Annotated in this window: 27 protein-coding genes; all 27 read right to left on the bottom strand. The window is 32.8% G+C overall.

The annotated features are described in order from the left end of the window. Positions 1 to 25: 25 nt before the first annotated feature. Entirely contained in the window at positions 26 to 709 is a 684-nt protein-coding gene (locus U5921_RS11875) for a hypothetical protein (protein WP_324823616.1), read from the bottom strand. Positions 710 to 739: 30 nt separating this feature from the next. Further along, the gene (locus U5921_RS11870) at positions 740 to 1420 is read right to left on the bottom strand and encodes a hypothetical protein (RefSeq protein WP_324823615.1); all 681 of its coding nucleotides are present in this window, start codon (positions 1418 to 1420) and stop codon (positions 740 to 742) included. A gap of 21 nt (positions 1421 to 1441) precedes the next feature. Further along, positions 1442 to 1978: a hypothetical protein gene (locus U5921_RS11865; protein WP_324823613.1), complete on the bottom strand. Its 537-nt coding sequence runs from the start codon at positions 1976 to 1978 to the stop codon at positions 1442 to 1444. A 16-nt stretch (positions 1979 to 1994) separates the two neighbouring features. Continuing rightward, entirely contained in the window at positions 1995 to 2309 is a 315-nt protein-coding gene (locus U5921_RS11860; protein ID WP_324823611.1) for a hypothetical protein, read from the bottom strand. A gap of 27 nt (positions 2310 to 2336) precedes the next feature. Further along, entirely contained in the window at positions 2337 to 2993 is a 657-nt protein-coding gene (locus U5921_RS11855) for a hypothetical protein (protein ID WP_324823609.1), read from the bottom strand. Between the two features lie 46 nt (positions 2994 to 3039). After that, positions 3040 to 3477, bottom strand: coding sequence for a hypothetical protein (locus U5921_RS11850; protein WP_324823607.1), 438 nt, complete (start codon positions 3475 to 3477; stop codon positions 3040 to 3042). 30 nt (positions 3478 to 3507) lie between these two features. Beyond that, a complete protein-coding gene (locus U5921_RS11845; protein WP_324823604.1) occupies positions 3508 to 3732 on the bottom strand; it encodes a hypothetical protein in 225 nt (74 codons plus the stop codon). 42 nt (positions 3733 to 3774) lie between these two features. Continuing rightward, on the bottom strand, positions 3775 to 3963 hold the full coding sequence (locus tag U5921_RS11840) for a hypothetical protein (RefSeq protein ID WP_324823602.1): 189 nt from the start codon (positions 3961 to 3963) through the stop codon (positions 3775 to 3777). A 374-nt stretch (positions 3964 to 4337) separates the two neighbouring features. Continuing rightward, on the bottom strand, positions 4338 to 4709 hold the full coding sequence (locus U5921_RS11835) for a hypothetical protein (protein ID WP_324823600.1): 372 nt from the start codon (positions 4707 to 4709) through the stop codon (positions 4338 to 4340). A gap of 90 nt (positions 4710 to 4799) precedes the next feature. Beyond that, positions 4800 to 6146 carry a hypothetical protein gene (locus U5921_RS11830; RefSeq protein ID WP_324823598.1) on the bottom strand — a complete coding sequence of 449 codons (1347 nt, stop codon included), beginning with the start codon at positions 6144 to 6146 and terminating at the stop codon, positions 4800 to 4802. 102 nt (positions 6147 to 6248) lie between these two features. Further along, positions 6249 to 6683, bottom strand: coding sequence for a hypothetical protein (locus tag U5921_RS11825; RefSeq protein ID WP_324823596.1), 435 nt, complete (start codon positions 6681 to 6683; stop codon positions 6249 to 6251). 218 nt (positions 6684 to 6901) lie between these two features. Continuing rightward, entirely contained in the window at positions 6902 to 8047 is a 1146-nt protein-coding gene (locus U5921_RS11820) for a hypothetical protein (RefSeq protein ID WP_324823594.1), read from the bottom strand. Positions 8048 to 9415: 1368 nt separating this feature from the next. Continuing rightward, a complete protein-coding gene (locus tag U5921_RS11815) occupies positions 9416 to 10171 on the bottom strand; it encodes a hypothetical protein (RefSeq protein WP_324823592.1) in 756 nt (251 codons plus the stop codon). A 29-nt stretch (positions 10172 to 10200) separates the two neighbouring features. Beyond that, positions 10201 to 12444 carry a leucine-rich repeat protein gene (locus U5921_RS11810; RefSeq protein ID WP_324823590.1) on the bottom strand — a complete coding sequence of 748 codons (2244 nt, stop codon included), beginning with the start codon at positions 12442 to 12444 and terminating at the stop codon, positions 10201 to 10203. A gap of 179 nt (positions 12445 to 12623) precedes the next feature. Further along, positions 12624 to 16616: a hypothetical protein gene (locus tag U5921_RS11805; RefSeq protein ID WP_324823588.1), complete on the bottom strand. Its 3993-nt coding sequence runs from the start codon at positions 16614 to 16616 to the stop codon at positions 12624 to 12626. A gap of 129 nt (positions 16617 to 16745) precedes the next feature. Continuing rightward, on the bottom strand, positions 16746 to 18287 hold the full coding sequence (locus tag U5921_RS11800) for an S-layer homology domain-containing protein (RefSeq protein ID WP_324823586.1): 1542 nt from the start codon (positions 18285 to 18287) through the stop codon (positions 16746 to 16748). Then, on the bottom strand, positions 18274 to 18795 hold the full coding sequence (locus U5921_RS11795) for a signal peptidase I (protein ID WP_324823584.1): 522 nt from the start codon (positions 18793 to 18795) through the stop codon (positions 18274 to 18276). The genes U5921_RS11800 and U5921_RS11795 overlap by 14 nt, the downstream gene beginning before the upstream one ends. Before the next feature lie 29 nt (positions 18796 to 18824). Beyond that, entirely contained in the window at positions 18825 to 19139 is a 315-nt protein-coding gene (locus U5921_RS11790) for a hypothetical protein (protein WP_324823582.1), read from the bottom strand. Between the two features lie 169 nt (positions 19140 to 19308). Beyond that, on the bottom strand, positions 19309 to 19524 hold the full coding sequence (locus U5921_RS11785) for a DUF4314 domain-containing protein (RefSeq protein WP_324823579.1): 216 nt from the start codon (positions 19522 to 19524) through the stop codon (positions 19309 to 19311). Positions 19525 to 19575: 51 nt separating this feature from the next. After that, positions 19576 to 20115, bottom strand: coding sequence for a hypothetical protein (locus U5921_RS11780; RefSeq protein ID WP_324823577.1), 540 nt, complete (start codon positions 20113 to 20115; stop codon positions 19576 to 19578). A 29-nt stretch (positions 20116 to 20144) separates the two neighbouring features. Then, positions 20145 to 21269, bottom strand: coding sequence for a hypothetical protein (locus U5921_RS11775; protein ID WP_324823575.1), 1125 nt, complete (start codon positions 21267 to 21269; stop codon positions 20145 to 20147). A gap of 91 nt (positions 21270 to 21360) precedes the next feature. Further along, complete coding sequence (locus U5921_RS11770; RefSeq protein ID WP_324823573.1) at positions 21361 to 21642, bottom strand: hypothetical protein; 282 nt, start codon at positions 21640 to 21642, stop codon at positions 21361 to 21363. Between the two features lie 164 nt (positions 21643 to 21806). Then, entirely contained in the window at positions 21807 to 22607 is an 801-nt protein-coding gene (locus tag U5921_RS11765; protein WP_324823571.1) for a hypothetical protein, read from the bottom strand. A 49-nt stretch (positions 22608 to 22656) separates the two neighbouring features. Beyond that, positions 22657 to 23154 (bottom strand): hypothetical protein, encoded by a 498-nt coding sequence (locus tag U5921_RS11760; protein ID WP_324823568.1) that lies wholly within the window; start codon positions 23152 to 23154, stop codon positions 22657 to 22659. 17 nt (positions 23155 to 23171) lie between these two features. Further along, positions 23172 to 23942: a hypothetical protein gene (locus tag U5921_RS11755; protein ID WP_324823566.1), complete on the bottom strand. Its 771-nt coding sequence runs from the start codon at positions 23940 to 23942 to the stop codon at positions 23172 to 23174. Between the two features lie 31 nt (positions 23943 to 23973). After that, entirely contained in the window at positions 23974 to 24249 is a 276-nt protein-coding gene (locus U5921_RS11750) for a hypothetical protein (protein WP_324823564.1), read from the bottom strand. A 31-nt stretch (positions 24250 to 24280) separates the two neighbouring features. Next, entirely contained in the window at positions 24281 to 24472 is a 192-nt protein-coding gene (locus U5921_RS11745; protein ID WP_324823563.1) for a hypothetical protein, read from the bottom strand.

Below are 24472 nucleotides of genomic sequence, written 5' to 3'. Positions count from 1 at the left end.
TCTCAAACTATTTTTTATCCTTTAACTACTTAAGCTCTTCCTGAATTTCTTCACCAATTTCTATTAAATCATCAACTTTGATTTTACCCTCTAACAACTGTATCAAATACGGTCTATATAAATCGGATTTTTTAGATTTACCTTCTAACAGAAACAATATATAAGCCATCTTTTTAGTATCCATAGCCTTTAAATAATTCTTCAAAATACTTAAACTAAAGTTTCTAAGTATTGTCAACTCTGTCTTACACTCTTCTAAATAATACGTGGTGTACTTAGCTTCTGGTAAATGTTCTAATAAATCTGAAATCACAAACTTTTCAATACCCAACCTGCCTGTGCCTTGATAAAAGGCTGCACGAGCTTCTTCTATATACCCGTCTTTAATTAAAGATACGGTATTTTCACCTATCTTATCTCTCAGTTGTTTCGATGCCCAACGAATGGTGTTGTAAGCAGTATCCTTAGAAATATCATACTGCTTACAAAGTAAATCATAGTCTTCACCACTTTCTAAGAAGAATTGTACCTTTTCCTTCGATTTATCTTTCTTTAACCAATCAAAAGAATCAACATACTCTATCACTTCTTCTAATAAATCTTTTGCTATTTGCAGTTCTTTACCTCGGTCGGAATCTTCAGCTACTTTGTCCTGCTCATATGTAATAGTCTTATATAATTTAGCAATTTGCTTGAAGATAGTTAACATAGCTTGCACCTCCTTTCTATTACTTTCAGTTTATTCAGTAGCTGTATTAGCAACTTCCACAGTTATACGAACACCGGCTGTACCTATATGCTCATTCGTTTTCGTATCCAAAGCTAAAAAGTGTGCGACACAAGAATATGTACCAGCAGGTAAATTTGCGGAAAGTTTTGCATATGGTAAAACTTGTCCTATTTCAATTATCCCAGACTTATATATCAAATCTTGTGGATTACCCTCTGCATCAATTGTATAGATTTCCACCAGTTGATTATAAACATTTGTCTCGTTGTTGATTATGTTAAAATACCCTTCTGCTAACCCATTTTCTAATTTTACGGTCTTTGCCATACTTGTTCTTAGATGACTATACATAAAATCTCGTTGTTCTTCAGGAGTCTTTTCCAATTCATCAATACTAACGGTGTCCTCTTTGTCGGCCTCTATAATGTTCTTTACTCTTTCAGGTAATTCAAGTTTACCCATATTAGAGCATTGAACCAATACTAGAGCCAAAATAAGCACTATACCTATGATACCTAACCATCTACGAATTTTTTTATTCCTCTCTTCTTTTTTCTTCTCTCTTTCTTTGTCTTCACTTAATTTTCTATCCCTATCTCTTAACTCTGCTGATTTTGATGCTGCTAAAGCCTCAATTTCTTTTTGAGTTGAATTATTGTTTATATTAGGCTCTATATTTACCTTACTCATAATTCGATAACCCCCTTCTTCTTAATTATTTGTGAAATAAGATACTACATAATCTTTTGCCGATTCCCAAATACCCTGAGCATGTATTGCTATTTCTTCTGGTATAGGTATTCTATAACCTGCTAACCAAGCTAAACCTATTACTACAACAGGAATTACTATTAGGCTTGTTTTAATCCATCTCTTTATTTTCTTGACTCTCTTTTCTTTTTTCCACTCCAATTCTCGTTCCAACTGCATTTGTCTTTCTTTCTCCAAAATGTCTAAAGCCTTGGTATCTCTTTCACTTTCAACAGTATCTGAAATATTAATTTCTAAACTACCCTCAGGAACTGTATCAGGAATCTCATTTAACTTTTGCTTTTGAAGTGTTGTTTCTTCCAATAACTTTTTTAATTGTTTAGCTGTCGAGACAGCTTCTTCCTTTGCAGATTCAACTTCTTCTTTAGCAACATCTATCTCCTTTAACTTTTTTTTAGCTTCTTCCGTTCTATCGTTTTCATCCTCTATATCCACTTCCATTAAAAAATCCCCTAAACCTAAATCATATCCTTTCATACCCTTCTAACCCCCTCTAATCCACACCTTCAAGGAATGGAATATTTATATCTCCCTTAAACAATGGGTCTATTTCTATTTCTTCTGTTGATGTTTTGATTTCAACTTTCTCAGGCCTTCTGTATACGGTGCATACCTTTGGAAGATAGTCCTTAGTGGCTGGGAAGTAATTGTCTAAAATCATTACTGCTATGTACCAACCTACAAATACTTCAAGGAAGAAGTATCCTGCTATGTCATTAAAGGCTGCTAAGAATAACCCCATTAACAAAGTGAATCTCATCAACCACAATGCATATTTATCTGTTAAAAATTCTTTTACTAATTTCATTGTTGTTCAACTCCTTCTACTCTGTGTTTACTCGACTTTTTCAGTTGTTACTTTTAAACCATTTGTTCTATCCAATTTACCGCTGAAACTGAGAACAATATCTCCAACCTTTTCTGAAACTGCATTTTGCTTAGAAATCAATTTAATATTGTTAGGTTTTACAGCACCATTAACTGTACTAAAACCATAAGACAAAGATAGTTCGTCTCTTACACTTGCGCCACGAGTATCAGCAGAAAAATCTTCCAAAATTTTAAGGTCTTTTATTATATTACCCTCTTTATCATACTCTGGTGTATACTTCAATTGAGTTAAACTTATCTCAGCTAAAGTACTAAAACCTCTTAATGTATCTTTATCTACTTTAAATTCAAGGTCAAAAGATTCTGAAATAGGTATTTCTATTGTTTTTGTACTCAACGGTGCTATAAGATAACCAACAAGAGAATCTTCTTTTTTTACCACAAGTTCCTGAAACTCTGTGTTTGTATTATCTACTGTAACAAATACGGTATCACCCTCTAATGTACATCCATATCTAAATGCATGTGTATATTCCACATCACCCGTAGATACTTCCACTTTTATATCTTCACTATCTTCTTTCGGTAATTCAGTAGAACAACCACTTAAAATCACTAAACCCACTATCAATAACCCTACTATTGGTATAAACTTTTTCATTATGAACATCTCCTTTTCTTTCTCCATCTATTTAAATCTGATTATTTTATTTGTCTTTCGTAACTCTTAGTAATCCCACACCTGATAACAACATTGCTACACAAACTGGTAGAACAAAATAACCACCATACGATACTGTCCCAGATATCACGAAATTACCAAACACTAACACTATTGCACCTGTACCTAATATAGTAACCAACACAATCATAAGGTTTTTAACCATTTTTAAAACATTACCTTTATTAAATATATCCTTCTTATACTTAAACCCTGCTATTAAAGTGCTTATTACCGTTATACTCAATATAACTACTGCTAATATACATAATTTGAATGTGGTAGGACCCATACCCTCAACAAATATATTGAAAAATAACCCACTCGAAGCTAATACACCTATACTTGCTGCTATTGCAAAAACACTTAATAATACAATCAAACTTCCTATAACTACTTGTATTACCGTTAAAATCTTTTTCATTATGAACAGCTCCCTTTCATTTCTATTTATTTAACGTAAATTAGCTTTTTCTCTTGCTTCACTAACCCAAGAAACTACAGTCCCTACTATAAATGCAATAGTAAAACTGGCAAAAATAACACCTATTTCCATACCCTTTATGCTTTGTAAAACAAAATCCATAAACCTTAACTCTACTGATAAACCTACTACAACTAACATAACTATCACACATACACCTATAAAACCTAACATTGTCATTATTGTATTTTTCATTTTGAACACTCCATTTCTTTTTCCATTATTGAATTACATATTTTATTTGTTTTTCTTTTCAGCTTCTTCAAACCACTCGTTAAGTATTAAATTCAATATTCCTGAACGGGTTATACCCATTCGTTTAGAATAATCATTTAACTTTTGTTTTTTTACTTTACTAACCTTAAACCCTATAAATTCTGTATTCTGCATATCTTCCATATTCTCAATGTCTTTTATATTTTTCATAACTTTTACCTCACTTTCTCTTTGGCTTATACTTAATATAAACCGAACTGCCCAAAATTTTTAACACATGTTATTGATTTTACTTTTATGTATAAAAGTAAAATTATTAGTATTAAAAGTAAAACTTTTATGTCCATTTTGTTTATAAAACTGTGTACCTTTTCAAGGATGAAAAACAAAAGAACTCCTATATTTCAAGGAGTTCTTTAAGTAAGAAAATATTTTTAAAAAAGTTTTTCTTTTTATCTTTTTTCATCTTTTTTTCTAAAATTATCATGACATCAAAAGTAGGGGGTGGGTTCTTAAGAACCCACCCCCTACGAGAGAAGTAATAATGAATTGTTGAGTAGGGAAGAAGTATAATACCATTAAAGTTATAAGTCAGCTCGTTCTATCCATGCTGCCATGTCTTTATCATCTACTACATAATAGACCCCACCATCTTGCTTTGGATACTCTTCGACTTCTACTGTGTCCGGCATGGCTGCCTCTATTTTATTTACCCTTTTCTGTGTTAGTTTTCCTACGTTGTCTTTGATATACCCATCTATCCATGAATATCCTCTGTTACCAGTCACGTCAAGAATCAAGGTAAGACGTGAGGGTTTATAGTTATTACCCCAACCACAATTTCTAGGGGAATGGGTATACCCATTCTTATAGGTGGTTTTGGTGCCTTGCTTAACTCCCTGAGTTAAGTAGAAATCACCCGTTTCATGCTTTAAGCCTAAACACTTTGCTTTCATAGTAAAAACTCCTTTCATCTATTGATACCTCATATACTCAGTATAGATGAAAGGAGAAATTATCTCGTGGAATCAGTTTTTGAAATTTTCTTAACCCTTTATATCATTAGAAAGACTACGAAGGAACTCACGATTAACCTCATAGATAAACTCAAGGATGGTGGAGAAGTCATAAAATAAATACAGCTTCACAAGCAGATTATACAATGCTTTTTCTATATCTGCTTTTAAGAAGTACATATCTAAATTATTTTTCTCCCTGAAATACCCTCTACTTATTTTCTCTCTTACAAACATATACTGACTGTCTTTATCAAAAGGCTCTATTGCACCACTGGTTTCTATCTTGCCAAGATACTCCTGCACTATAGTTGAGGATTGTTTACCTTTATACTTGACTTTACTCATAAATATCTCACGATAATATGTTTTCAAATCCTGAGGGCAATTTGAAAAACATTGTCTACCGCCATATTGCCCCATTACATCAATAAATCTACGAGTTATACCCAACTTAATATTATAATCATACGAGTGTTGACCTTCTGTTATTGTCTCTTGAAGATTACCCAACTCTTCCTCGGATATAAGCTCTTTTCTGACCCTATATTTATCTTCTACTAAGCTAAACAAGGTTGGGTTCTCGTCTACCTCTTTCCTTAAAACGTCATAGATACCCAAAACCTCTCTATAATACACGTCATTAGTTCTGTAAAAAGAAAAATATCTGGTTGCTTTCTCAGCATCCAATCTATGAAAACCCTCTTTACGTTTTCTCTCTAACTGAAAATCAATTTTATCAGATAGGGAATTAAGAGTGTTTAATAGATTACTCATTATTTTGGGTCTGTCTATATCCTCATTCCATATGACATGATGAATTAAAAACTGTAATACCCAATCTGCTGTATAGTCTATATAATCAGTTATATAAGACATACACTCAAAATCTATACCTAATATCTTAAACTTCTGGATTTCATCAAAGAGCAAGTAAATTATACGTTCATTTAAACTGTTCAGGTTTTCTAAAACTTCAGCAGAAGATAACCCTGAATATCTGATTAGATTTCTATTCTCCCACTTACATTCAATAAGATTATAAGGTTCAAAACCCTCAATAGATTTCATAAACTCTTGAGTAACCCAATTCTTATCCTCGTCCTTTAGAATGAAATCATAATAATCTCTATCTACGTCTGTTTTACCCATGTTAGCTACAATTTGTCTTTCAGTAGACTTTTCTAAGATATAATGAAGAAGATTTATTTGCTCTTCCATACCCAAATAATCAAATGGTAGGTCTTTATAAATACTTTTCTTATCTGTTAACTTTCCTATTAAAGGTTTTACACGATTTTCTTGATGCTTTCTTTCATCACCCTTTAGAGTAGGATAATGCTTATCTAAATACCCTTTTATCAATTCCTTGTACAATGGGGTCACCTCACTCTACGATATTATACTATATGTTGACTTCAAACCCAATGAAAAAGTAAAAGTGAAATAAAAAATGTCGCCCAAAAGACGACATTTAAACTATATTTTCACAACCTTACAAAAGAACAACATTTCCTCATTTTTATAAAGCCATTTCTTTTTCTCAATTGCCTCTGATTTGGTTTCAAACCATCTGACTTCCATGCATTCTTCAAAGTCAATTACGGTTAATAAATAATACCCTTTGGGAAAGGCACAGGACTTTAATCTCTGAATTTTACTTTCTTCTGTTTCTATACCCTTATTCGTTAGACCACATGTTATTAAAGGTATTGGGTCTGTGGATATTATGAGGTTTGTGACAAGTCTTAAAACTATATCCCAATATCGTTTGAAACTTTCTCCTGATTTTACCCTTTCCATTGTTTCAGGATAAGCAAAAGGCAGTTCAAAGGCTACCCACCAACCACTATACTTCTTCATTACTTTATATAAAACGTCATATGCTGTTAAGTTTGGTTCTGTAATACCCATTAGATTCACCACCTTCAGTGACATATCTTAACGTAACTTATATAAGATAGTCAACATCAAACCCTTATACACAAGATAATCAATACCCTTCTAATCACTATACATCACTCTCATCTATCTTATACAACTTATCAATCTACTCATTCAAATACAGAGTAAGGGGAGGACGCCTGGGCGTCCTCCCCTTACGAGAAATATAATAAAATGAAAGGGTTGAATCAGGTTTTAGATTGAAAAGGTAAGTATTTACCAAATTTCTTCTCTATCAATTCCTTTGTAATATCCTCATAATGCCAAAAATACACTAAATCTATTTTGTGCTGCTTACACAAGGCTGCCTTTCTCTTATCATTCTCTTGTCTTTGCAAAAAACCTTCCTCACCACCCCAAAGGTCTACGGGTTTTTCATGTTGAATACCTTGATACTCTATACCCAAATTGAACTCAGGCAAGAATATATCCAACTCAAGACCACCTAATATTTGAGGTCTGTAATTTCTATATACGGTTATACCCTTAAACATCTCTGTAATCAGATTACCCAATAAAGACTCATTTACCCATCTTCTTAATTTAAAAGATTGTTTAACCTCATCCACAACGATTTTCTTTACAGTTAAATATCTTTTCCACAAGACATTTTGAATGAGTTCTACACTATCTCCTATTGGGTAGGTTTTAATCAAATCATAAGAAGTGGTTATACCCTTTTCTCTCAAATATTTACTCTGTTCTCTACGATATAGTATTATATCTCTTACTTCCTCAGGTAGATTAAAGATAAAATCAAGGTCTTCTGAAATAGCTTTTGTTTCATTAGGTGTGGGGGCATTGAATAAAACAATATCTCTTAGGATTTCTTCTTTTGTAGGTCTTAAGATATTTAATAAATCCTCAGATACTCTATCTTCTAAGAAATACACACCATAGAAATCAGGAAGATGATTACCTATACCCTTTGTGTAGAAACTTGTATTTATATAATGCCCATACTTCTGCTCCAGCTTAGTTGTGTAAATGTAATCCGTATGATTTGTAGTAGGGGTCACTCGATTACACAAATGACAAAGATTGTCCTTGAAACTCAATAGGTTTACCCAATCTAAACCATACGAAATATTAGAACCCTTAATAACCCTATCTAAACAGGAGGGGAGCTGCAGATGCTTTTCTAAAAGCAACCAATCCCTATCATTTAAACACAAGTCATATTGATAATATCTCATAAATAATTCTATACGGTTTATTAAAGATTGTTTCTGACAACTACACAAGTAAGGTTGGGAACCTTTATCCTCTGAAAAGGCAAAATAATTTATGCCTGGATGAACATATTTATATGGTAAATTCTCATCTATAATCATAACTACACCTCATTTGACCCTTATTATATCATATAAGAGAAGGACAAACCTTTAATAATTTAACCTTTGATACCTTGTATTACCCTTATTAAAGCACTTAACCCTGTGTAATCTGATTGACCTACTCTACGATTCCAACCTTTCAATTTATACACGTGAGGTGTGGCTGCTGGCAGTCACACCTCACGTAAAACGAATAAGAAATATAAAGGATGGAAAAGTCGATTTTAACTAAATACCCTTATTATGTTGTAATATCAATGAGAATTACAATTAGAAAAAGAAGATTATGAGTTTACCCTTATAACAAGGGTATAAGGAAGTATAGGTGAAATATTTTAAGAATATTTCTATCTTGTTTGTATTTGATTATTGAACCATCATTTCTAAAACCTTATATATAAAAAATGTTAAAATATTTGAGCAGGTCTTACCCTTACAATATCTCTCTTTTCAGAATAGCCCTAAATACTTAACTTTTCCATATACTTAAACAATCTTACTCTTTTAAAACTCAATTAATCAATCCTTCTTTTAAACCATCTCATTCTTTTCATACTATTTTACGAGTAGGGTGGTGAATACGGAGTATTCACCACCCTACGAAACAAAAGGATTTAATTAGATTAGGTGTGTGAAGTACCAAAAAATTTACACTATTTGATATAGGATGAATCAAGTAATCTTACCTTGTGTGTGATTTTGGTTTAGAAAAACCTTACCTTATATATTGCTCTAGATTTCAACAATATTTTTCATGCCTGTTCAGACCAATACGGATTTGACATCATGATTTTATAATTGTGTTGTAAATACAAGACTTCTCTTAATTTCTGTCTTAAAATCAATCTATTTTATCTGAATTATCTTTGATTTACCCATTTACTCTACTCAACCTGATTGACTTACTCTACGGTTGAAGGGAGGGTGCAGGATGCACCCTCCCTTCACTATTGGAAGTATATATGAAAAGAGAAGTAAGTTTGTATGTTCCTTAGAACAAAATGGAAAGGAGACTGTTGAATACAACCAACAATATAATATATTAGCTGAATTGCTCTTTTACCCAATAACTACAATTTGACTTCTTTTTTAATAACATCATTAAACAACTAAATAGTAAGGCTAAGATTAATCTAAATCATTTGTTTGTTTTTATCTTATTGTTGTAATCTTGTTATTGCAATTTTGCTGTTGTATTCTTTGTAAATGAATTATTTATATTTACCTCTCTATTAATATACTGTACCTATGCATCAATTTCTGTAGGTTTTTTATAACACTGTCTATTTATTAAGTTCAACTGCAGAAAAATACTGAATTTAGAAGTAAAAAAAATAATGGGTGTAGAAACACCCATTATTTTTCTTATTTATAAAAATCTACTGTTATTACAATACTACCAGGAACAACATTAATCAAGTCAGCATCTAAGCCAGGAATCTTTGCTGAGTATTCTATTGGTAAAACAGAACCATTAGCAATGATAGGGAAAGGAGAACTACCACTTCTTGTGAAACTATAATCCTCAAATTCTTCAACCCCTGCTGTGTTTGCATCAATATCAAATATAGAAGAAATTGTGTCTGTTGCTGTATTATTTGCTAAAATAGTTCCGTCTGTAGCCATTTCTAAACCATTAATTTTAAAACCTATATTTTTGCTATTTACTTTCATGTTAGCATAATCAGCATCAAAGGCAGTGGCAGTCCAACCATTTAAATTGATTTTAGCACTTACAACTTCTACTTGTCCTAAAACACAATTATTTATAATTTTTGCTAAACCTTTTGAAGTTGAACTCATACTGTCAGGTGTGGTTATCGAACCATCTGCATAGGCATTAACACGTAAAGCAATAGGTATTGTTACATCAAAGTTAGTTGCTTCAGCATTTAATACTATAACTGAAGAAGCACTACCAGCTGCTATACTACCCGAAGAGCCATCCACAGAATATTCATTATAAGCTTCTCCATTGTATGTCCCTGCTGTTGTATCTAAATTTTCTGTATCTGCTAGATTTTCTTGAGTCAATTCCATTGCTGATACACTCGTCATACCTAAACTAAACATCATCATCAATGCTAAAACACTACTTATTATTTTCTTGTTAATTTTCATTCTTAACACTCTCCTTAAAAATTTTATTTTTACACTTTATCAAAATCAACTGTGAATACTACCGCTGCAATACTACCTCTAAAGGCTTTATCCTGTGCAGGTAGTTTTATATCAATAACTATCTCTTTTGATTCTTTATTTCTTATTACTTCTTTTAAACTATCATTCAAAGGTACAACACCGCTTGTAGGCACTGGCTGGGAATTAATACTTATACCAAAAGTGTTTGCATTTGCTTTACTATTCTTGAAATCAGTATTGTAGTCAGCAATTGCAAATCCATAAGCAGGAGTTATTTGAATTCCTACGATTATAGAACCACCCATAGCACAATTGTTAATCATAAAGTAATCCGAACCCATAAGTATTTCACCTGTGCTTAACATATTAACATCAAACAGAATAGGTACTACAACTTCAAAATTGCTTGCTTCTGCATTTAAAATAATTGGAGTGGTATATTCTGAGGTTGTATCTCCATTTATCACTTCTTCCTCATTTTCAGGTGTAATTACAACACCGTCTTCCTGCCATTCGTCTATTACAGGAATATCTTGTAATTTATCGTCCCCACCCTCAACAGCTTCTGAAGTCTTATAATAAAAATCTTCGTAAACTGTTGCTGAAGGTCTGGAAGCTTTAAATTGAACGGTTTCCCATGCCTTAATGATTGCTCGACCAGGTAAGAGCAATCGTCCATTTTCTATTAGAACTGTTGCATCTAACCCTATCTCTTCATTGGTGTACTCATTACCATTGACCCACATAGAAGTGGAATTAGGTTTTATAACAATTTCAACCTTTTTACCGTTTTCTTCTTTTCTTATAACTGCATAATGATTATCTTGATTCCAAATAACTGTTGCTCCCAAATCTTGAAATATGAACCTTAATGGGGATAGAATTTCTCCATTTTGAATACGAGGTTTCACGTCAGGAAATATTACTTCTTGCTCATCCACAAAGTTCCAAATACCCGTTTTATCTTCTGTCTCACTCTCACCTGTAGGGGTTGTACCTTGATAAGACACAGGAAGTCCTGTTTGCCCACTTAAGACACTGCCTAATGACTCATGTTGACCCCAAAATAAAGGGGAAGCTGCACCAAATGACAAGCCTGAGAAAGCACCACTACCTATACCCGATACAGAACCAAAACTAATACCACCTATACCATAAGCATAAGAAGCACTATACCAAGGCTGAGAACCGGCTGTGTAAGAAGGTATCTCTCCTTCACCTTCAAAAGTAAGGATTTTTGTATTAGGGTCATAGGTCCATGTTATACCATTATCTAAAGTTCCTGATAAGACTGGTTCGTCTAAGTAAATTGTTTGAGTATCGGTTGCACCTTTCTGAACTATGGAAAGAAAGTTACTATTGGCGCTATACAAATAAAATGTTGGACTTGCTTGTATATAGTCATAAGTTCCAGTACCCACTGACTGATTAACCTTAGATAAATTAGTAACTACTTTTAGCTTTTTACAATTCGCAAAAATATTATTACTACTAGTACCATTGCTAATCGTAGTTATCGTTGCAGGTAAAACTATACTTTCAAACCCACTTCCTTTAAATGCACCGCCGTCTATTTCTAGCAAACCCTCATTTAACTCTATATTTGCATTACTGCTCTCAAAAGCATTTGCACCTATACTACGAACTGATGAAGGTAATTTAATTGTACTTACAGCAGATAAACCGCAAAAAGCATAATTACCTATGGATGTTAATTTACTACCCGTCTCAAATTCTAAAATTGCAACCGCTTTCTGATACTGAAAAGCATTTTTGCCTATCGTCTGGACAGCAGCAGGTACTGTAATAGAAGTTAATTTAGGGTTTCTTGTGTTACCCATAGAAAAACAAGAATCACCTATACGTGTCAATGTTGAAGGTAACACTATTTCTTCAACATTTTCAAAGTATAACAATGACCCCATAGAGTAGGTTTGAGCAAATAAATTATTACCTAACTCTGTTATTCCTTCCTCAACAACTATTTTTGTGACTTGATAAGATATGTTTCCCCAGGGTGTTTGAGCGGCATTTCCTGTACCACTTATATATGTTTGTGTATAATCCTTAGTTGCTCCTGAACCACTTATTTTTCTTATCGTTAATGTTTTAGTTACATCATCAAAAATACCTATTGAAGAACCATCCCCATTTGGAGATATGTCGTATTCTGTTGTAGCTGCAAAAACATTAACAGATAAACAAAACATTAAAATCAATGAACCAAATAATATTTGCATCGTTTTTCTCATACCATACATTCATCTCCTTTCTCCATATTTTTATAAGTTTTTTTCACTTACGATTTAATATATTTCTTTCTGCAGTTCTTTTTCTTCTTTTAGTTGTTCATATTTTTATACATGTTATTTTTTTGTTGATATGTGTCCACAAAATAAAGTCAGCATTTTAAAAATGCTGACTTTACAACTTAATTTATTCGTGTGGTATCTGTAACAGAAACATTACCCACTAGGTAATCTGTGTTTATTTTCCCAAATAGAGTTCCGGTTCGACTGCTGTGCTCAAAGAAAACTTTTTGACTTCCTTTCAAACCTGAATTAATTGAACTTAAATCCAAACTGTTGAAAGTATAGTTTATATAGGTATGTCCTTTACCCAACACACTAAAGAAATCATTCTTATTTATTGGAGATTCCAAACCTTTTACGGATAAAGAAATTTTGTCTGAGTAAGCAATACTTGGAACCTCATAGTTCGTAATATACTCCTTTACCACTAGTACAGTAGTATCCTCACTATACCAACCTTTACCTATACCAAGATTATTTGATGCCAAACCATCAACATTTTGTTTTGCCTGATTTGCTAAGGTTATAAACTTATCCTCGGTTAATTGTGCGCCGGTTTGATGCTCAAACCCCTTTAAAACTGTGTCTTGTTTAGAACCTACTAGCTTCATACCCACTAAAGCTTCGTAAAGGTTAGCATCCTTTGTTTTTAAAGCTTCAACACTTACAACTGAATAGGAGTTGTTTTCTTTGTCCTGTACTCTCACACCTATAACTACTCCACCACGAACTATTAATTCATGAGTAAAGGTTGTTACAGATTGACCACCATATGTCTTAGTGTTTAAAGATACGGACTGAGTTTTGTTTGCTCCTGTATAAAGGCTTGCAGACTGTATTTCTAATCTTTCTGTGGAAGTACCCTTGAAACCACTCCATGCTGATACAAATTTATTGTGTATAGCTAAAGGATTATAAGAATCAGCTCCCCAAGCAGTTTTTACATTTACACCATTCTTATTTGTGTTTAAATCTAGGGCATAAGTCTTTACAGTTAAAATACCTTTGTCTGTACTATCTTCACTTCTTTTTACACTAAAGGTGGTATTTACAGGAGAACCTTTATAAGCAACTTGCTTATTAGCTTCACCTAATTTTCTTGCTGCTGTTGTTGCTCTGCTATCTGTTGCATAGTTAGAAATAATGCTATTTTCATCTACAAAAAGTTTAAACTGCATAGTGTGGTAAATTACAGGGTTAATTTCTCTTGCTTGTTCTCCAATTACCCATTTAATTGAGGAATCACCTTTATCATTATCAAATAACATTGCTATTTCTGGATATACCTTTAAAGTGTCGTTTATTTGATATGCAATCGTGGTTTTACCATTCTCAGTTGTTACATTAGGTGCAGCAACTAATTTGTCAGAAGATTTTGCTATATATCTATCAAATGTAGAATCTATCTTGTAATCTGCTGTCAAATAAGTAATTCTTGAATCCTTAGGACTTCTGGATTCTGGTAAGGTATAGCATGCACAAACGTCATGACTGTAATCTTTGTGATGGCAAGTATAATGATAATACACACCATAATTGTGATTAAAGGTCTGAATATTTTCTATACCATAACTCAACAAATCTGACTTTTGAACTGTTGCTTGCCCATCATAAGTAGAAGGTAAATTTGCTGTCTCAATATTATGTAAGTTTAAACCCATTTTAGTTCCACTGTCAGTTATCCAACTTGCTGCCTTTAGACCAAAAGTGTTTGTACCTTTAATAAGATTCAAAGAACCTGTCACATCCACAGTAGCAGAAGGATTATTATGTGTAACATTATATGAACCCTGTGTTAAAGCCTTACTATGAAGATAATTATTATAGTTGTCATTAGCAGGATTATAATTCTTATCTGTATATTGATTATTTGGATTTATAGTTTTGTAACTATAAGAACCTGCAGGACTTAAAGTAGAAGTAGCATGACCAGCATCAGTTTTTAGGTTTAGCCCCATATATGCCTGACTTAACCAACCTAAGTTTGCTGTGTACTTACTTAATCTCCATTGTTCCACTCTTAATTTTTCATCTGTTACTGGTGTCGATACAGTAAGGTCTTTTCTCCAATTAACGTACAAGTTTTCATCATCATCTAAACTTATAGGTTCTAAAGTAGTACCTTGCTTTAAAGGATTTGTAGGCATTTGCTCTAATAAAGGCAATTCTTTTGAAGAACCCCATTTAATCAATTCAGCACCCTCAACAATAGGGATTTCTACTTTACTGTCATTGGATTCAGCAACAGGTAAACTCTCTATTGTAACCTCTGTAGTTGCATAAACACCATTTTTATATACGTCCACAAATGTTTTTATTTTTCTCTCAGGAATCACAATATAACGAAGGTATAATGTTGTTTTATCTGCTGTACCTTCTATTGTTACATTATCTCCAACAGAAGCTTTATGATTTTGAACCTCAAAACTATCTATTAAATCTGCACTTTTTCTATTTTCTATTTCAAAAGCATCTTCCCCTATAAACTCTGTTGGTCTTTCATCTAAAGGATATAGGTAAATAGCATCTAAGTCATCCAAATATATTGCTTTTTTTATAATCTCTTCGGATGAAGCTACGTTTGTAATCCCTGCTGTTTTGGTAGTTTTCAGAGTTGAAGCATTAGTTTTATTTAAAGGATTTTCGTAACCTGATAGTTGTATTAGTTGTGCAAAAATACTATTTATCTTAAACATCAAAGTGGATTTTTCCTGCATATCTGTTGTAGCATTATACTCTGATAAAAGCCTTGTAAACTCATCCTTCAAATCCTTAAGTTGAGTATACTCATTGGAATTTTTCATTTCTGTTAAATCTTCAATATGCTTCAACAAACCTGTGCGAATGCTTAAATTATAACTCCAAATATCTTCTGCATTTGCATTTATTTGTTCCTGTGTTGTTTTGGGTAAATCTTTCGTCCAATCTAAACTTTGTACCTGTTCAGAAAGGTTTTTAGGACTTGTCAAAACATCGTTTAAATAGGCGGTACCCTCAGGTATTTCTTTTACATTCTCAACCTTTACAGCACCTTTCTCATCCAGTTCTGCATCTGTTGTTTCTGTTTTAATTTGTTGCAGAATAGGGGAACCGTCTGCATTAAAGCCTACTCTCTTTAAGTAAGAAGCTACGACCTGAGCCCCACCACCCTCAACATAAATATCAAGAGAAACAGGGAAGATAAATCTCATACCCACGGCACCAGCATTTCTAAATGTATAATCTCCAATTCTTACTTTTCCAGAATCAACACTTTTACCAGCTACCGTCAAAGTATGCCCTGCTTTCATATGACCATCGGGGCTTGTTATAAAAGAAGGATGTATACGACCGGCTGGCATACCCTCTAAACTATAAGGGTCTTTTTGATTTACCCAACCTACAGCATAACCAGCATTAAAACCCCCACCAAATATAGAATAAACCTGATATCCAAAACCATTAGCTACAAAAGGAACCCATTTGTTTAAAGCTATTCTATAATTTTGCTTATAACTTAATTCGTCTTCTGTGTAGTAGTTTAATTTAGGTTTCATAGAAACCTTTATAACATACTGTCCATTCTCTTTTACAACTTTTGCTGTAGCATCTGTTGTTAATAAAGAACCATCTTGGTTTGTTATCATTTCCTCAGTTTCAGTTATAGTATTATACCTTGTTTCTATTTCGTACAAAGACGAGAGCTTGATTGAACTATCACCAGAACCTATATTTACATAGACATTTTTTCCTTCTGCAATAGCTTTTTCTAAATCACTACCTTTAGCAACATTATACGTAAAATCTTGTTTTTCTAAGGTCAAGGCTGTATGTAAATCAGCCACTCCACCTGATGTTTTTTTCCAGTCACTGTCCTTTATTCTAACAGAATTATTGCCCCAATATCCACCCGAATAGTGCCATAATTCTATAGCCCAGTCACTTTGAACTCCATTGGATACTCTTGTAAGACCAGTTGATTTAATTTGGGATTGTGTCTTTTCAGCATATATCTTAACATTACTCAAGTTATTATCTGCTGCATATACAGGAGGAACAACCCCAAGAAACATTGAAAAAAGCATTGCTGTTGTCAAAACCCCTGATATGATTTTATCTTTAAAATTACCCATTTGATTACCTCCTTTATAAAATAAAAAGTTCAGGAAAATAGATAGACTCTAATAAGGTACGATTGTTAACCTTATTAATTTGTCTTTTCTTTTCCTGAACTTTGGTTTTCGTTTCTTTAACTTTTTATATTACCATTTAAAAATATTGCCTGTATCAAACTTCTCCCAAGATGCATCAGAAGTTGAAACACTTGATTGTCTTAAAACTTGACCCTTTGCATCTGTTGAAAGTTTATGAGAAACCATAGACTGTCTTTCATTATTTATTACTGATACAGATAAAGTGGTTACGTTTATATCATTAATAGTCTTATCTTCATACTCACTGAAAACATTAACAACCTGTTTTCCTACCTTACCCTCTGTATCTTGAGTATAGGTTGAAAACACATACTCACCATCTTTAGTGTAAGCCCCTACTCCCCAATTCCATTTAAAACCCTCAGGTAAGGTGGGAAGGTCTATACTAACATACAACTTACCACCCTCTCTGTAAAACCTAGCTGATTGTAATGCTTGTAAATCATACTCTGTTGAAGGGTTTGTTCTCATACGACCTGCATAAGCACCCTCTGTGATAACCAACTCATTATCTACTACAATTGCTCCTGGTATCTCTACCTTAGACATATCCCTACGACCCTCAGGCTTCACAGTTCTTAATATGATTGTAGATGCTTCAGCTCTTGTTAACTTAGAATTAGGATTAAATTTACCCTCAGTATTACCTACTACAATACCTTTTGCATATTGCTGAAGTATATAATACTCATTCGATGTACCTTGAATTACAGAATAATCCTTTATTAGATTTTCAATATTTGTGGTATCTAAAGAACTTTCACCCAAAATCTGTTGTACTGCTCTTTCTGTAAATTTTGCAGCATCACCACGAGTGATAGGTTGTGTAAAATCTGTAATTTCACCATTCTTTAAGATATTTGATTCATAGGCTGCCTTTACTGTACCTGTATACCACGTATCACCCGGAGAGGCTGTATAATCACCATCAGGCTCTGTAGTTTTAATTAAAATCGTTAAGTATTCTGCATAGCTTATATTCTTCTTTGGTCCAAATGTTCCATCAGTATAACCATTAATTGCACCCATACCAACTAGCTCTGTTACTGTTTTATAAAACCAATCTGTTGTTAATACATCAGGGAATGATTTTGTAGCCTGTGCATTTTGAACCTCAATGGACGTTCCAAACAAACCATCTCTTGCTAAATCTATTGCTATCTGAACTTTTGCTGTTTCAGACGATTTAACATCTTTTATTACAGTCTCTGCTCTAGTTAAAAGGCTCTCAATTTCTGTTGTACCCTCATTTGCAACCTTTTGTAGGCTATCCACACAGACAGCTAAACTCTGTAAGGACTCATCTGTTACCATTCCTTCGGACTTTAGAAATTCTATTGCTTCTATGGTATTTCTTAAAGCTGTAACAGCTTCACTAACCGACATATAATTTTCACTGTATATAACCCCTGTGTTTACATTTGTGTTAGTAATCTCGGCTGCATAAGCATTTACCGATAAACTACCCACAGCTACAGACATTACCAAAGCACTCAATAGGACCTTGCTCACCACACCCTTAAACTCTGTTTTACATTTAGATTTTCTACCATGTGTAAATTCCACACATATTTCATTACTTGCTCTCATATTTAAACCCTCCATTTCTCTTTTTAAAACTTATAATTCCAACAGTACACAACCCGACTAAAATAGCTGACATAGCAAATACTTTTATACGTAACTCTGTGGTATTTAATTCTAAAACATTTCCATATAAACAATCTAACAATGGTTTTACAATATTAATACCACCTACAATTTTACCCTTATAATCTGATTCTTTTACGGTCCAAGGGTCAGGTGCTCCTAAATTATCACCTTTTGTCATTATTATTTTTTCCCCATCTATATACGAAACCTGATAAACACGATGCATGATATTTCTTTCAATATTTACGTTATTATAGCAAATAATGTCACCTTTTTCTATATCATCAAAACTTATATCTGTATTTGTGAAAACTAGCGAATTTGTCATTAAAACAGGCTCCATAGAACCAGATACAATTACATTTGTTTTAAGTGGGGAAAGATTATATATAACCCCTACTAATATTACAAAAATTATTATCAGACTGAACACTGTCTTTTTCATATTGAACGACCCCTTTTTCCATATTTATTTTACTTGCCCATACTATCTTTTATAGCTTGTTTAACTACATCCGATATACTACAGTCATTATCACTTGCTATCTCTTTAACTAAACTGTGTATATAGTCGGATACCCTAACCATTATCTTCCTGCATTTCAAACGTCGTTTGTTTAGTTCACTTTTAACAATTTTTTTATCTTTATCTTTGATTAGAGCACCCAAAGCCATTACACAAAATTCAGAAATTGTTTGATTTCTTTCTTCTAGGTAAATTATAAGCTCTATATATTCATCTACATTCAGATTGGCTGATACGGTTTTCTTTTTACCTTTTTTCTTCATTATAACCCCCTCCTTTACTTAATATATTTTAAACTGAAGGGGTTATAAGGCTACATGTATTTCTTACTGATATGTGTCCACAAATTTTTTTGTTTATATGTGTATTCAGATTTTTATAAAAAAGGTTTGATAATCTTTTACAACCACCAAACCTTTTAACCGTTATCCTTTATTTACCTAGCCTTTTACAAGTATCTATTCCTGGTAGGAAAGATAAGGTGCTGCCATTATCCCACTGCATTAAGACATTACCTGCATCGTCCACACCTGTAACTGTTCCATGTGTACCTGCAGGCACAGCATAGGAATCTTCCATATGTATCAACTCCAACCTGTCTCCAGGCTTGTATATCTTTTTTATAGACTCTAATCTTGTAAAACCCACTGTATCAGCTCCTTTTGTTTTCTGAGATGATACCGTAACATCAAAGAACCCTCAAGACCCCAATATTTCTTCTACTGCCTTTTTATAGCTTAAACTACTACAGAAGTTCCAGAAAAAGTCTTTTAGATTCAAGTTATCTATCAGAATTCTTAGTTTGCTTTGAGCTGCTTTATCCCCTTTACAGGACAATACAAACAATCTCCAAAGGTCAAAACCATGCTCAAAAAAGACATGTTCTCTTATATCTAAGAATGTTTCTACAAAATAAGATAAGTCTACCTTTAACATAATTTCTTTTTCAAAGTCATAAGAATCTACAAGGTTTGTATCTGTGATATAGTCTGATTCACCATTATCCTCCAATGTTATTTCTTTGCTCTTTGCTTTGTCAGCTTCTTGATTCCTTACTTTTGCATTGTGAAACCCTTCTAAGGTTATATCTGAATCAGAATCTTTTCTATCTCCCACCATTATGTTTAAGTAAGCATCTGTTAAGGATTCAGAATTATATTGGTTTAAGTCCTGAATTAACTTTACTACTTGTTTTACCTTATCTGCTGAGTTGATTGTATTTAATGAAAATGTAAACATTTTGAACCCTCTTCTCCCAATATATTTTATTACGATACCTTTAATATTTCTTCTACGGTTTGCTCTTTCAAAACCTGACCCCAATAATCTAACATGTTTTCTCTCTTTATCTTGACATCAATTTTATTTAAATTAAATGACTGCTCTATATGTTGCCAAAAGTCTGCAAGATTATAGGAACTGACTATTTGCTTTGTAATTGGGTCTTTAGAGCAAGCACGAAGTTTATTGTCTTTTCTTGTTGTAATTTCAAGATTACTCAAAGTGTTTCTATTACCCGTCATATCAACATGGTCACAAGTGGTAAGACCATCTTTTGATAACATGTGCTTTACTGTATTTATACCAAATTGAGCCAACAGTAAAATCATATGAGCAGGGAATTGAACCATCGGTTCTTCGTCACTTACCCTTGGTTTCAAGCAAATCTGATAATACTCTTTTTTACTGTCTTTAAGGGTGTGGCATTGAGACCATATAGAAGTAGATAATTTTTGGTCCTTCATTAAGCTAATAACTTGACCGTCTTCCAATACTACGGAATAAACCACTTTACCTTGTTCTGTTGTCCTTTTAAAACCTTTAATACCCGAATCACCTATCTTATCTCTTACTGCTCTGTTAGATGCTGTTGAAATACGACCCTTATTTAAATCTATAAATAAGATTGTTCTGTCATAGTAAGCAAACGTCCAACCCTCAATCTCCTTTACTGTATAGAAACTCTTATACAAGGTTGCAGTTTCTTCAAAACGTCTTGCTGCACCTTGCTCCACTAATAAGGAAGCATCAAACACTGCTTCAAGTAGGTGATAAATAAACAACTCATGAGCTGTTAGGTACCACTCTGGATAGAACATTTTGACTTTATCTGTAGTATCTAAGGTAAAAGCCTTTTGCAATGCTTTTCTTTCCTCAGAAGAATCTGTTACCTTACCTGTCTGTGCTGGTGTATACCCTTGTTGTGTTAACCTTTCAGCATACTTTATATAATCTACTGCTGCTTTAACAAACTCTGGATTTGCTTGCTTTGCTTCCTCAACAGTTGTAAAATCCGAATTTTCTAATATATTTTGAAGCACAGTACCTTTTTTAAAATCTTTCCTAATATTCTTTAAATAACCCTCGGTACTCATTCTTTCTGTCAATCTCATAGCTTGAACACTCCTTAAAATTTTCTCTTTTTCCAACTTTTAGTGTCCATTAACTACTTCTCGTCCAAAACTATATTAATAAGATTGCATTTTAATCAATATTTTGCTTTGCTATACTAATTACTTTCTCTAAATTATCTAAAACTTTATTTATTAGGACTATCTGCTTTCTTGTGTTGTTTGCTAATTGTTTTTTAGTTTCTAACTCTACTTCATTGTCATTCAATAGGTCTGTTATGCTTTCGACAACAAAAGTAATATTAGCATTTATTTTTTCTCTTTCCTCTACACTCATTCTTCTCTTACCCTCGGTTTTTACTTTCATATAAGTCACTTTCATACCCAAATTATTTAACTTATCTTTGTTATACATATAAAAAACCTTCTTTCTATTTTAAAATTTCTTTGTTCTTATACTTAATATAGAATCACATGTCCCAATTTTGCCGAATGTCTCCGAACTTAACCGAATGTGTCCAAACTTTTTTATTACATGTGTAAATGAAAATAAGTCATCCTTTTAGGATGACTTATTTTCTATATCTTTATCTGATAAACACACGAGTTTTGTCTTTCCAACAACTTTTCCAAAGTAATACCCAAATAATCAGCAATCTCGTGATACTCGGAATGTGATAGACCCTCTTTGAAATAAGCTGTTTTCGCAATCACAACCCCTGCTGGCTTTTTACCCTTCTGGCTGTACTTACCCTTTGGATTGTATCTACCTTCAATTATGTCATATAATTTATACTTTAAGAAATTATTAAAAACTTTGCCCAATATGACACCATCAAAATAAGTTCCTGGGGTTGCATCTTTTACAGTAAATTTTTTACGACTCATTTTACCCTCTATATCTGTCAGAGTAATAAGACCCTCTGTTTTAGACGGTTTTCTTATCAACTCCACGATTATACGAGAGTACTCAACCCTTTCATTTCTGACAGTCTTTATAGGGAAACTACCACCTATACAAGAGATATACGACTTACTAGTGTTTGTCACCACTTTTGCATTTGCTAAACCACACTGCAAACCTAAGTTTATAGTTTCTTGAACTGACAAATCTTTCACTTTACCCTCTATAAAAACTTTGTACCCACGACTGTTTTTAAGGTCATCCTCAAGTTTATATAAAACTACGGGAATACCATTATATCTTTTTAAATCACCACGAGTACCTTTTATGGTGTTGTTTGCAATTTTTACATTTTCTATATTTGTACCTTTATTTAAAAGGTCAAAAAGACTTTTTTCAGATACCATTTTTGTTTCCATATTCACTGTATTTAACAATAAGTACATACGATTTTCTATATCTACTACATATAACACTTTTCTCACCTCCAAATTTATTCAGGGGAAAAGGATAGGTCCCTTCTCTTTATTTTGTTATCTCATAACGATTAGCATTTATAATTTCACCGGCACCACAGGCTTTAGCTTCTTGATTCACTTTATTAAGTACATAATAAATCATATCCATACCCACACCACTTACTGTTAAGGTCATGCTTTCATTTAGTTTCACACCATCTACTCTGGATAAGAATCTCCCTATGTACCCTGTTATATCATCACCTTTTACAGTATAAAACTTTATATATCTTTTTGTTTTGTCTGAAGATACTTTTAAAACATCAACAAAAACAGTAGAGTTATCATTTAAATATGCAATTAAGTATTTGCAATACTCTACGGTATCAGGAACTTCTACAATCTTATCACCCTTTAAAACAGCATTAGATACTTGATTTTTCTCAATGATTGTTTTTAAATCTTGGGTATTTATGAATTTGTTATTTACTGTACCTATTTCATTAACACAGTAGATATTCTTTCTCCCCATCTTTTCCATACCTGTTATTCTAAATTTATACATATTAAAACCCTCTTTCTTTATCTATATACGTTGAAGATTTCCTTCTTTTTATAATCGTTTTCATCTAAACAAAGAATAGATGCTAAATCCTCTTTTGTTTCAATTGGTTCTGGTATACTCATAGCATCCATAAAATTATATCTCCATAAATCAACAGAGTTGCCTTTTAGTGCTTCTGATACGTGAGTATATGGTGTACCTTTGTTCATTGAACTTCTTGCAAATAAATAAACTGTTTCTGTTTTTTTAACATCATCAACTTGTGCTAAACCCATATCATACAAAGTATTGTAAAACTCCATTAGACTAATTCTTTTTTCATTTATTGCTTCTCTTATAGTTAATAACACATTCCCTTGCTTATCAACTTTTGACTTTTCGTTGTTTGAATGTTTTGCTTGACTTGAATCTATTAAATAAATCAAAATACCCAGTAATGGTTGTGACCTACTGGGTGCTAAGTATCTCATAACAGAGTTATAAGCAGACTTTTCCCCAGCAACACTTAATACTTTATCTTCAAATGTTTTAAAAGAATCACCAATGACTAAAAACCCATAGTTTTTATTACCCTCCATAATTTTAATCTTTTTTGAATTTTCGGATTTTATTGACGTCACTTTATACTTACTTGCTGAGGATAAAACCCAACTCTCTCCTTGTTTAACCATAGAGTTAGCAATATTCAACACTTGTTTACCTACTTCTGTTTCATTCTCGTTTAACACGTCAGTTATACCTATTACTTTTTTACCTTCTGAGTTTTCCAGACCTATTATATATTTCATAATATATATACCTCCATATTTATATAATTTCTTATCTCATATTTCTTAAAATTGTTAACATACCCTCTATGTAGCAGTACATTTCACCTATGTTTTTAAACTGCAATACTGTTAGAAAGGACCCTTGCAAACCACTATTGGTTTGTGGGTTTAGAGTAAGGTGGGTAGGTGCTTTGAAACCATCTACAACCCTTCCTGATAAAATAAACCCTTCTGCTGTATTACAACTCATAATGCTATAATACAAATTATGATTTTCCAATTCACTTAAAAGTTTTTCTATGTTGCCACGAGTTATACGAACCATAAATCTCTACCCCCTTACCCTAATAATCTTCTTATTTCATTTTTCTTAAAACAGTTACCATACCATCTAAGAAACTGCAAATCTCAGCACTACTTCTAAAACCTCTACTAACTGCTCCATTTAAAGCATAAACACCTGAACCGTACTGTAATTGTAAATTGACACCATAACCCTTGATTTCATTAACCAATGCTTCTGCATCTTTATAACTTAAACGACCCAT

The organism is Sinanaerobacter sp. ZZT-01 (genome assembly GCF_035621135.1).
In the GTDB taxonomy this organism is placed as follows: Bacteria; Bacillota; Clostridia; order Peptostreptococcales; family Anaerovoracaceae; genus IOR16.
The sequence above is the reverse complement of the archived record's forward strand: the minus strand, read 5'-3'. Positions and strand labels throughout refer to the sequence as shown.

What these genes read in the sequence shown, in the direction of transcription:
- U5921_RS11875 (WP_324823616.1), bottom strand. Translation starts at nt 709, where the DNA reads ATGTTAACTATCTTCAAGCAAATTGCTAAATTATATAAGACTATTACA.
- U5921_RS11870 (WP_324823615.1), bottom strand. Translation starts at nt 1,420, where the DNA reads ATGAGTAAGGTAAATATAGAGCCTAATATAAACAATAATTCAACTCAA.
- U5921_RS11865 (WP_324823613.1), bottom strand. Translation starts at nt 1,978, where the DNA reads ATGAAAGGATATGATTTAGGTTTAGGGGATTTTTTAATGGAAGTGGAT.
- U5921_RS11860 (WP_324823611.1), bottom strand. Translation starts at nt 2,309, where the DNA reads ATGAAATTAGTAAAAGAATTTTTAACAGATAAATATGCATTGTGGTTG.
- U5921_RS11855 (WP_324823609.1), bottom strand. Translation starts at nt 2,993, where the DNA reads ATGAAAAAGTTTATACCAATAGTAGGGTTATTGATAGTGGGTTTAGTG.
- U5921_RS11850 (WP_324823607.1), bottom strand. Translation starts at nt 3,477, where the DNA reads ATGAAAAAGATTTTAACGGTAATACAAGTAGTTATAGGAAGTTTGATT.
- U5921_RS11845 (WP_324823604.1), bottom strand. Translation starts at nt 3,732, where the DNA reads ATGAAAAATACAATAATGACAATGTTAGGTTTTATAGGTGTATGTGTG.
- U5921_RS11840 (WP_324823602.1), bottom strand. Translation starts at nt 3,963, where the DNA reads ATGAAAAATATAAAAGACATTGAGAATATGGAAGATATGCAGAATACA.
- U5921_RS11835 (WP_324823600.1), bottom strand. Translation starts at nt 4,709, where the DNA reads ATGAAAGCAAAGTGTTTAGGCTTAAAGCATGAAACGGGTGATTTCTAC.
- U5921_RS11825 (WP_324823596.1), bottom strand. Translation starts at nt 6,683, where the DNA reads ATGGGTATTACAGAACCAAACTTAACAGCATATGACGTTTTATATAAA.
- U5921_RS11820 (WP_324823594.1), bottom strand. Translation starts at nt 8,047, where the DNA reads ATGATTATAGATGAGAATTTACCATATAAATATGTTCATCCAGGCATA.
- U5921_RS11815 (WP_324823592.1), bottom strand. Translation starts at nt 10,171, where the DNA reads ATGAAAATTAACAAGAAAATAATAAGTAGTGTTTTAGCATTGATGATG.
- U5921_RS11810 (WP_324823590.1), bottom strand. Translation starts at nt 12,444, where the DNA reads ATGAGAAAAACGATGCAAATATTATTTGGTTCATTGATTTTAATGTTT.
- U5921_RS11805 (WP_324823588.1), bottom strand. Translation starts at nt 16,616, where the DNA reads ATGGGTAATTTTAAAGATAAAATCATATCAGGGGTTTTGACAACAGCA.
- U5921_RS11800 (WP_324823586.1), bottom strand. Translation starts at nt 18,287, where the DNA reads ATGAGAGCAAGTAATGAAATATGTGTGGAATTTACACATGGTAGAAAA.
- U5921_RS11795 (WP_324823584.1), bottom strand. Translation starts at nt 18,795, where the DNA reads ATGAAAAAGACAGTGTTCAGTCTGATAATAATTTTTGTAATATTAGTA.
- U5921_RS11790 (WP_324823582.1), bottom strand. Translation starts at nt 19,139, where the DNA reads ATGAAGAAAAAAGGTAAAAAGAAAACCGTATCAGCCAATCTGAATGTA.
- U5921_RS11780 (WP_324823577.1), bottom strand. Translation starts at nt 20,115, where the DNA reads ATGTTTACATTTTCATTAAATACAATCAACTCAGCAGATAAGGTAAAA.
- U5921_RS11775 (WP_324823575.1), bottom strand. Translation starts at nt 21,269, where the DNA reads ATGAGATTGACAGAAAGAATGAGTACCGAGGGTTATTTAAAGAATATT.
- U5921_RS11770 (WP_324823573.1), bottom strand. Translation starts at nt 21,642, where the DNA reads ATGTATAACAAAGATAAGTTAAATAATTTGGGTATGAAAGTGACTTAT.
- U5921_RS11760 (WP_324823568.1), bottom strand. Translation starts at nt 23,154, where the DNA reads ATGTATAAATTTAGAATAACAGGTATGGAAAAGATGGGGAGAAAGAAT.
- U5921_RS11755 (WP_324823566.1), bottom strand. Translation starts at nt 23,942, where the DNA reads ATGAAATATATAATAGGTCTGGAAAACTCAGAAGGTAAAAAAGTAATA.
- U5921_RS11750 (WP_324823564.1), bottom strand. Translation starts at nt 24,249, where the DNA reads ATGGTTCGTATAACTCGTGGCAACATAGAAAAACTTTTAAGTGAATTG.
- U5921_RS11745 (WP_324823563.1), bottom strand. Translation starts at nt 24,472, where the DNA reads ATGGGTCGTTTAAGTTATAAAGATGCAGAAGCATTGGTTAATGAAATC.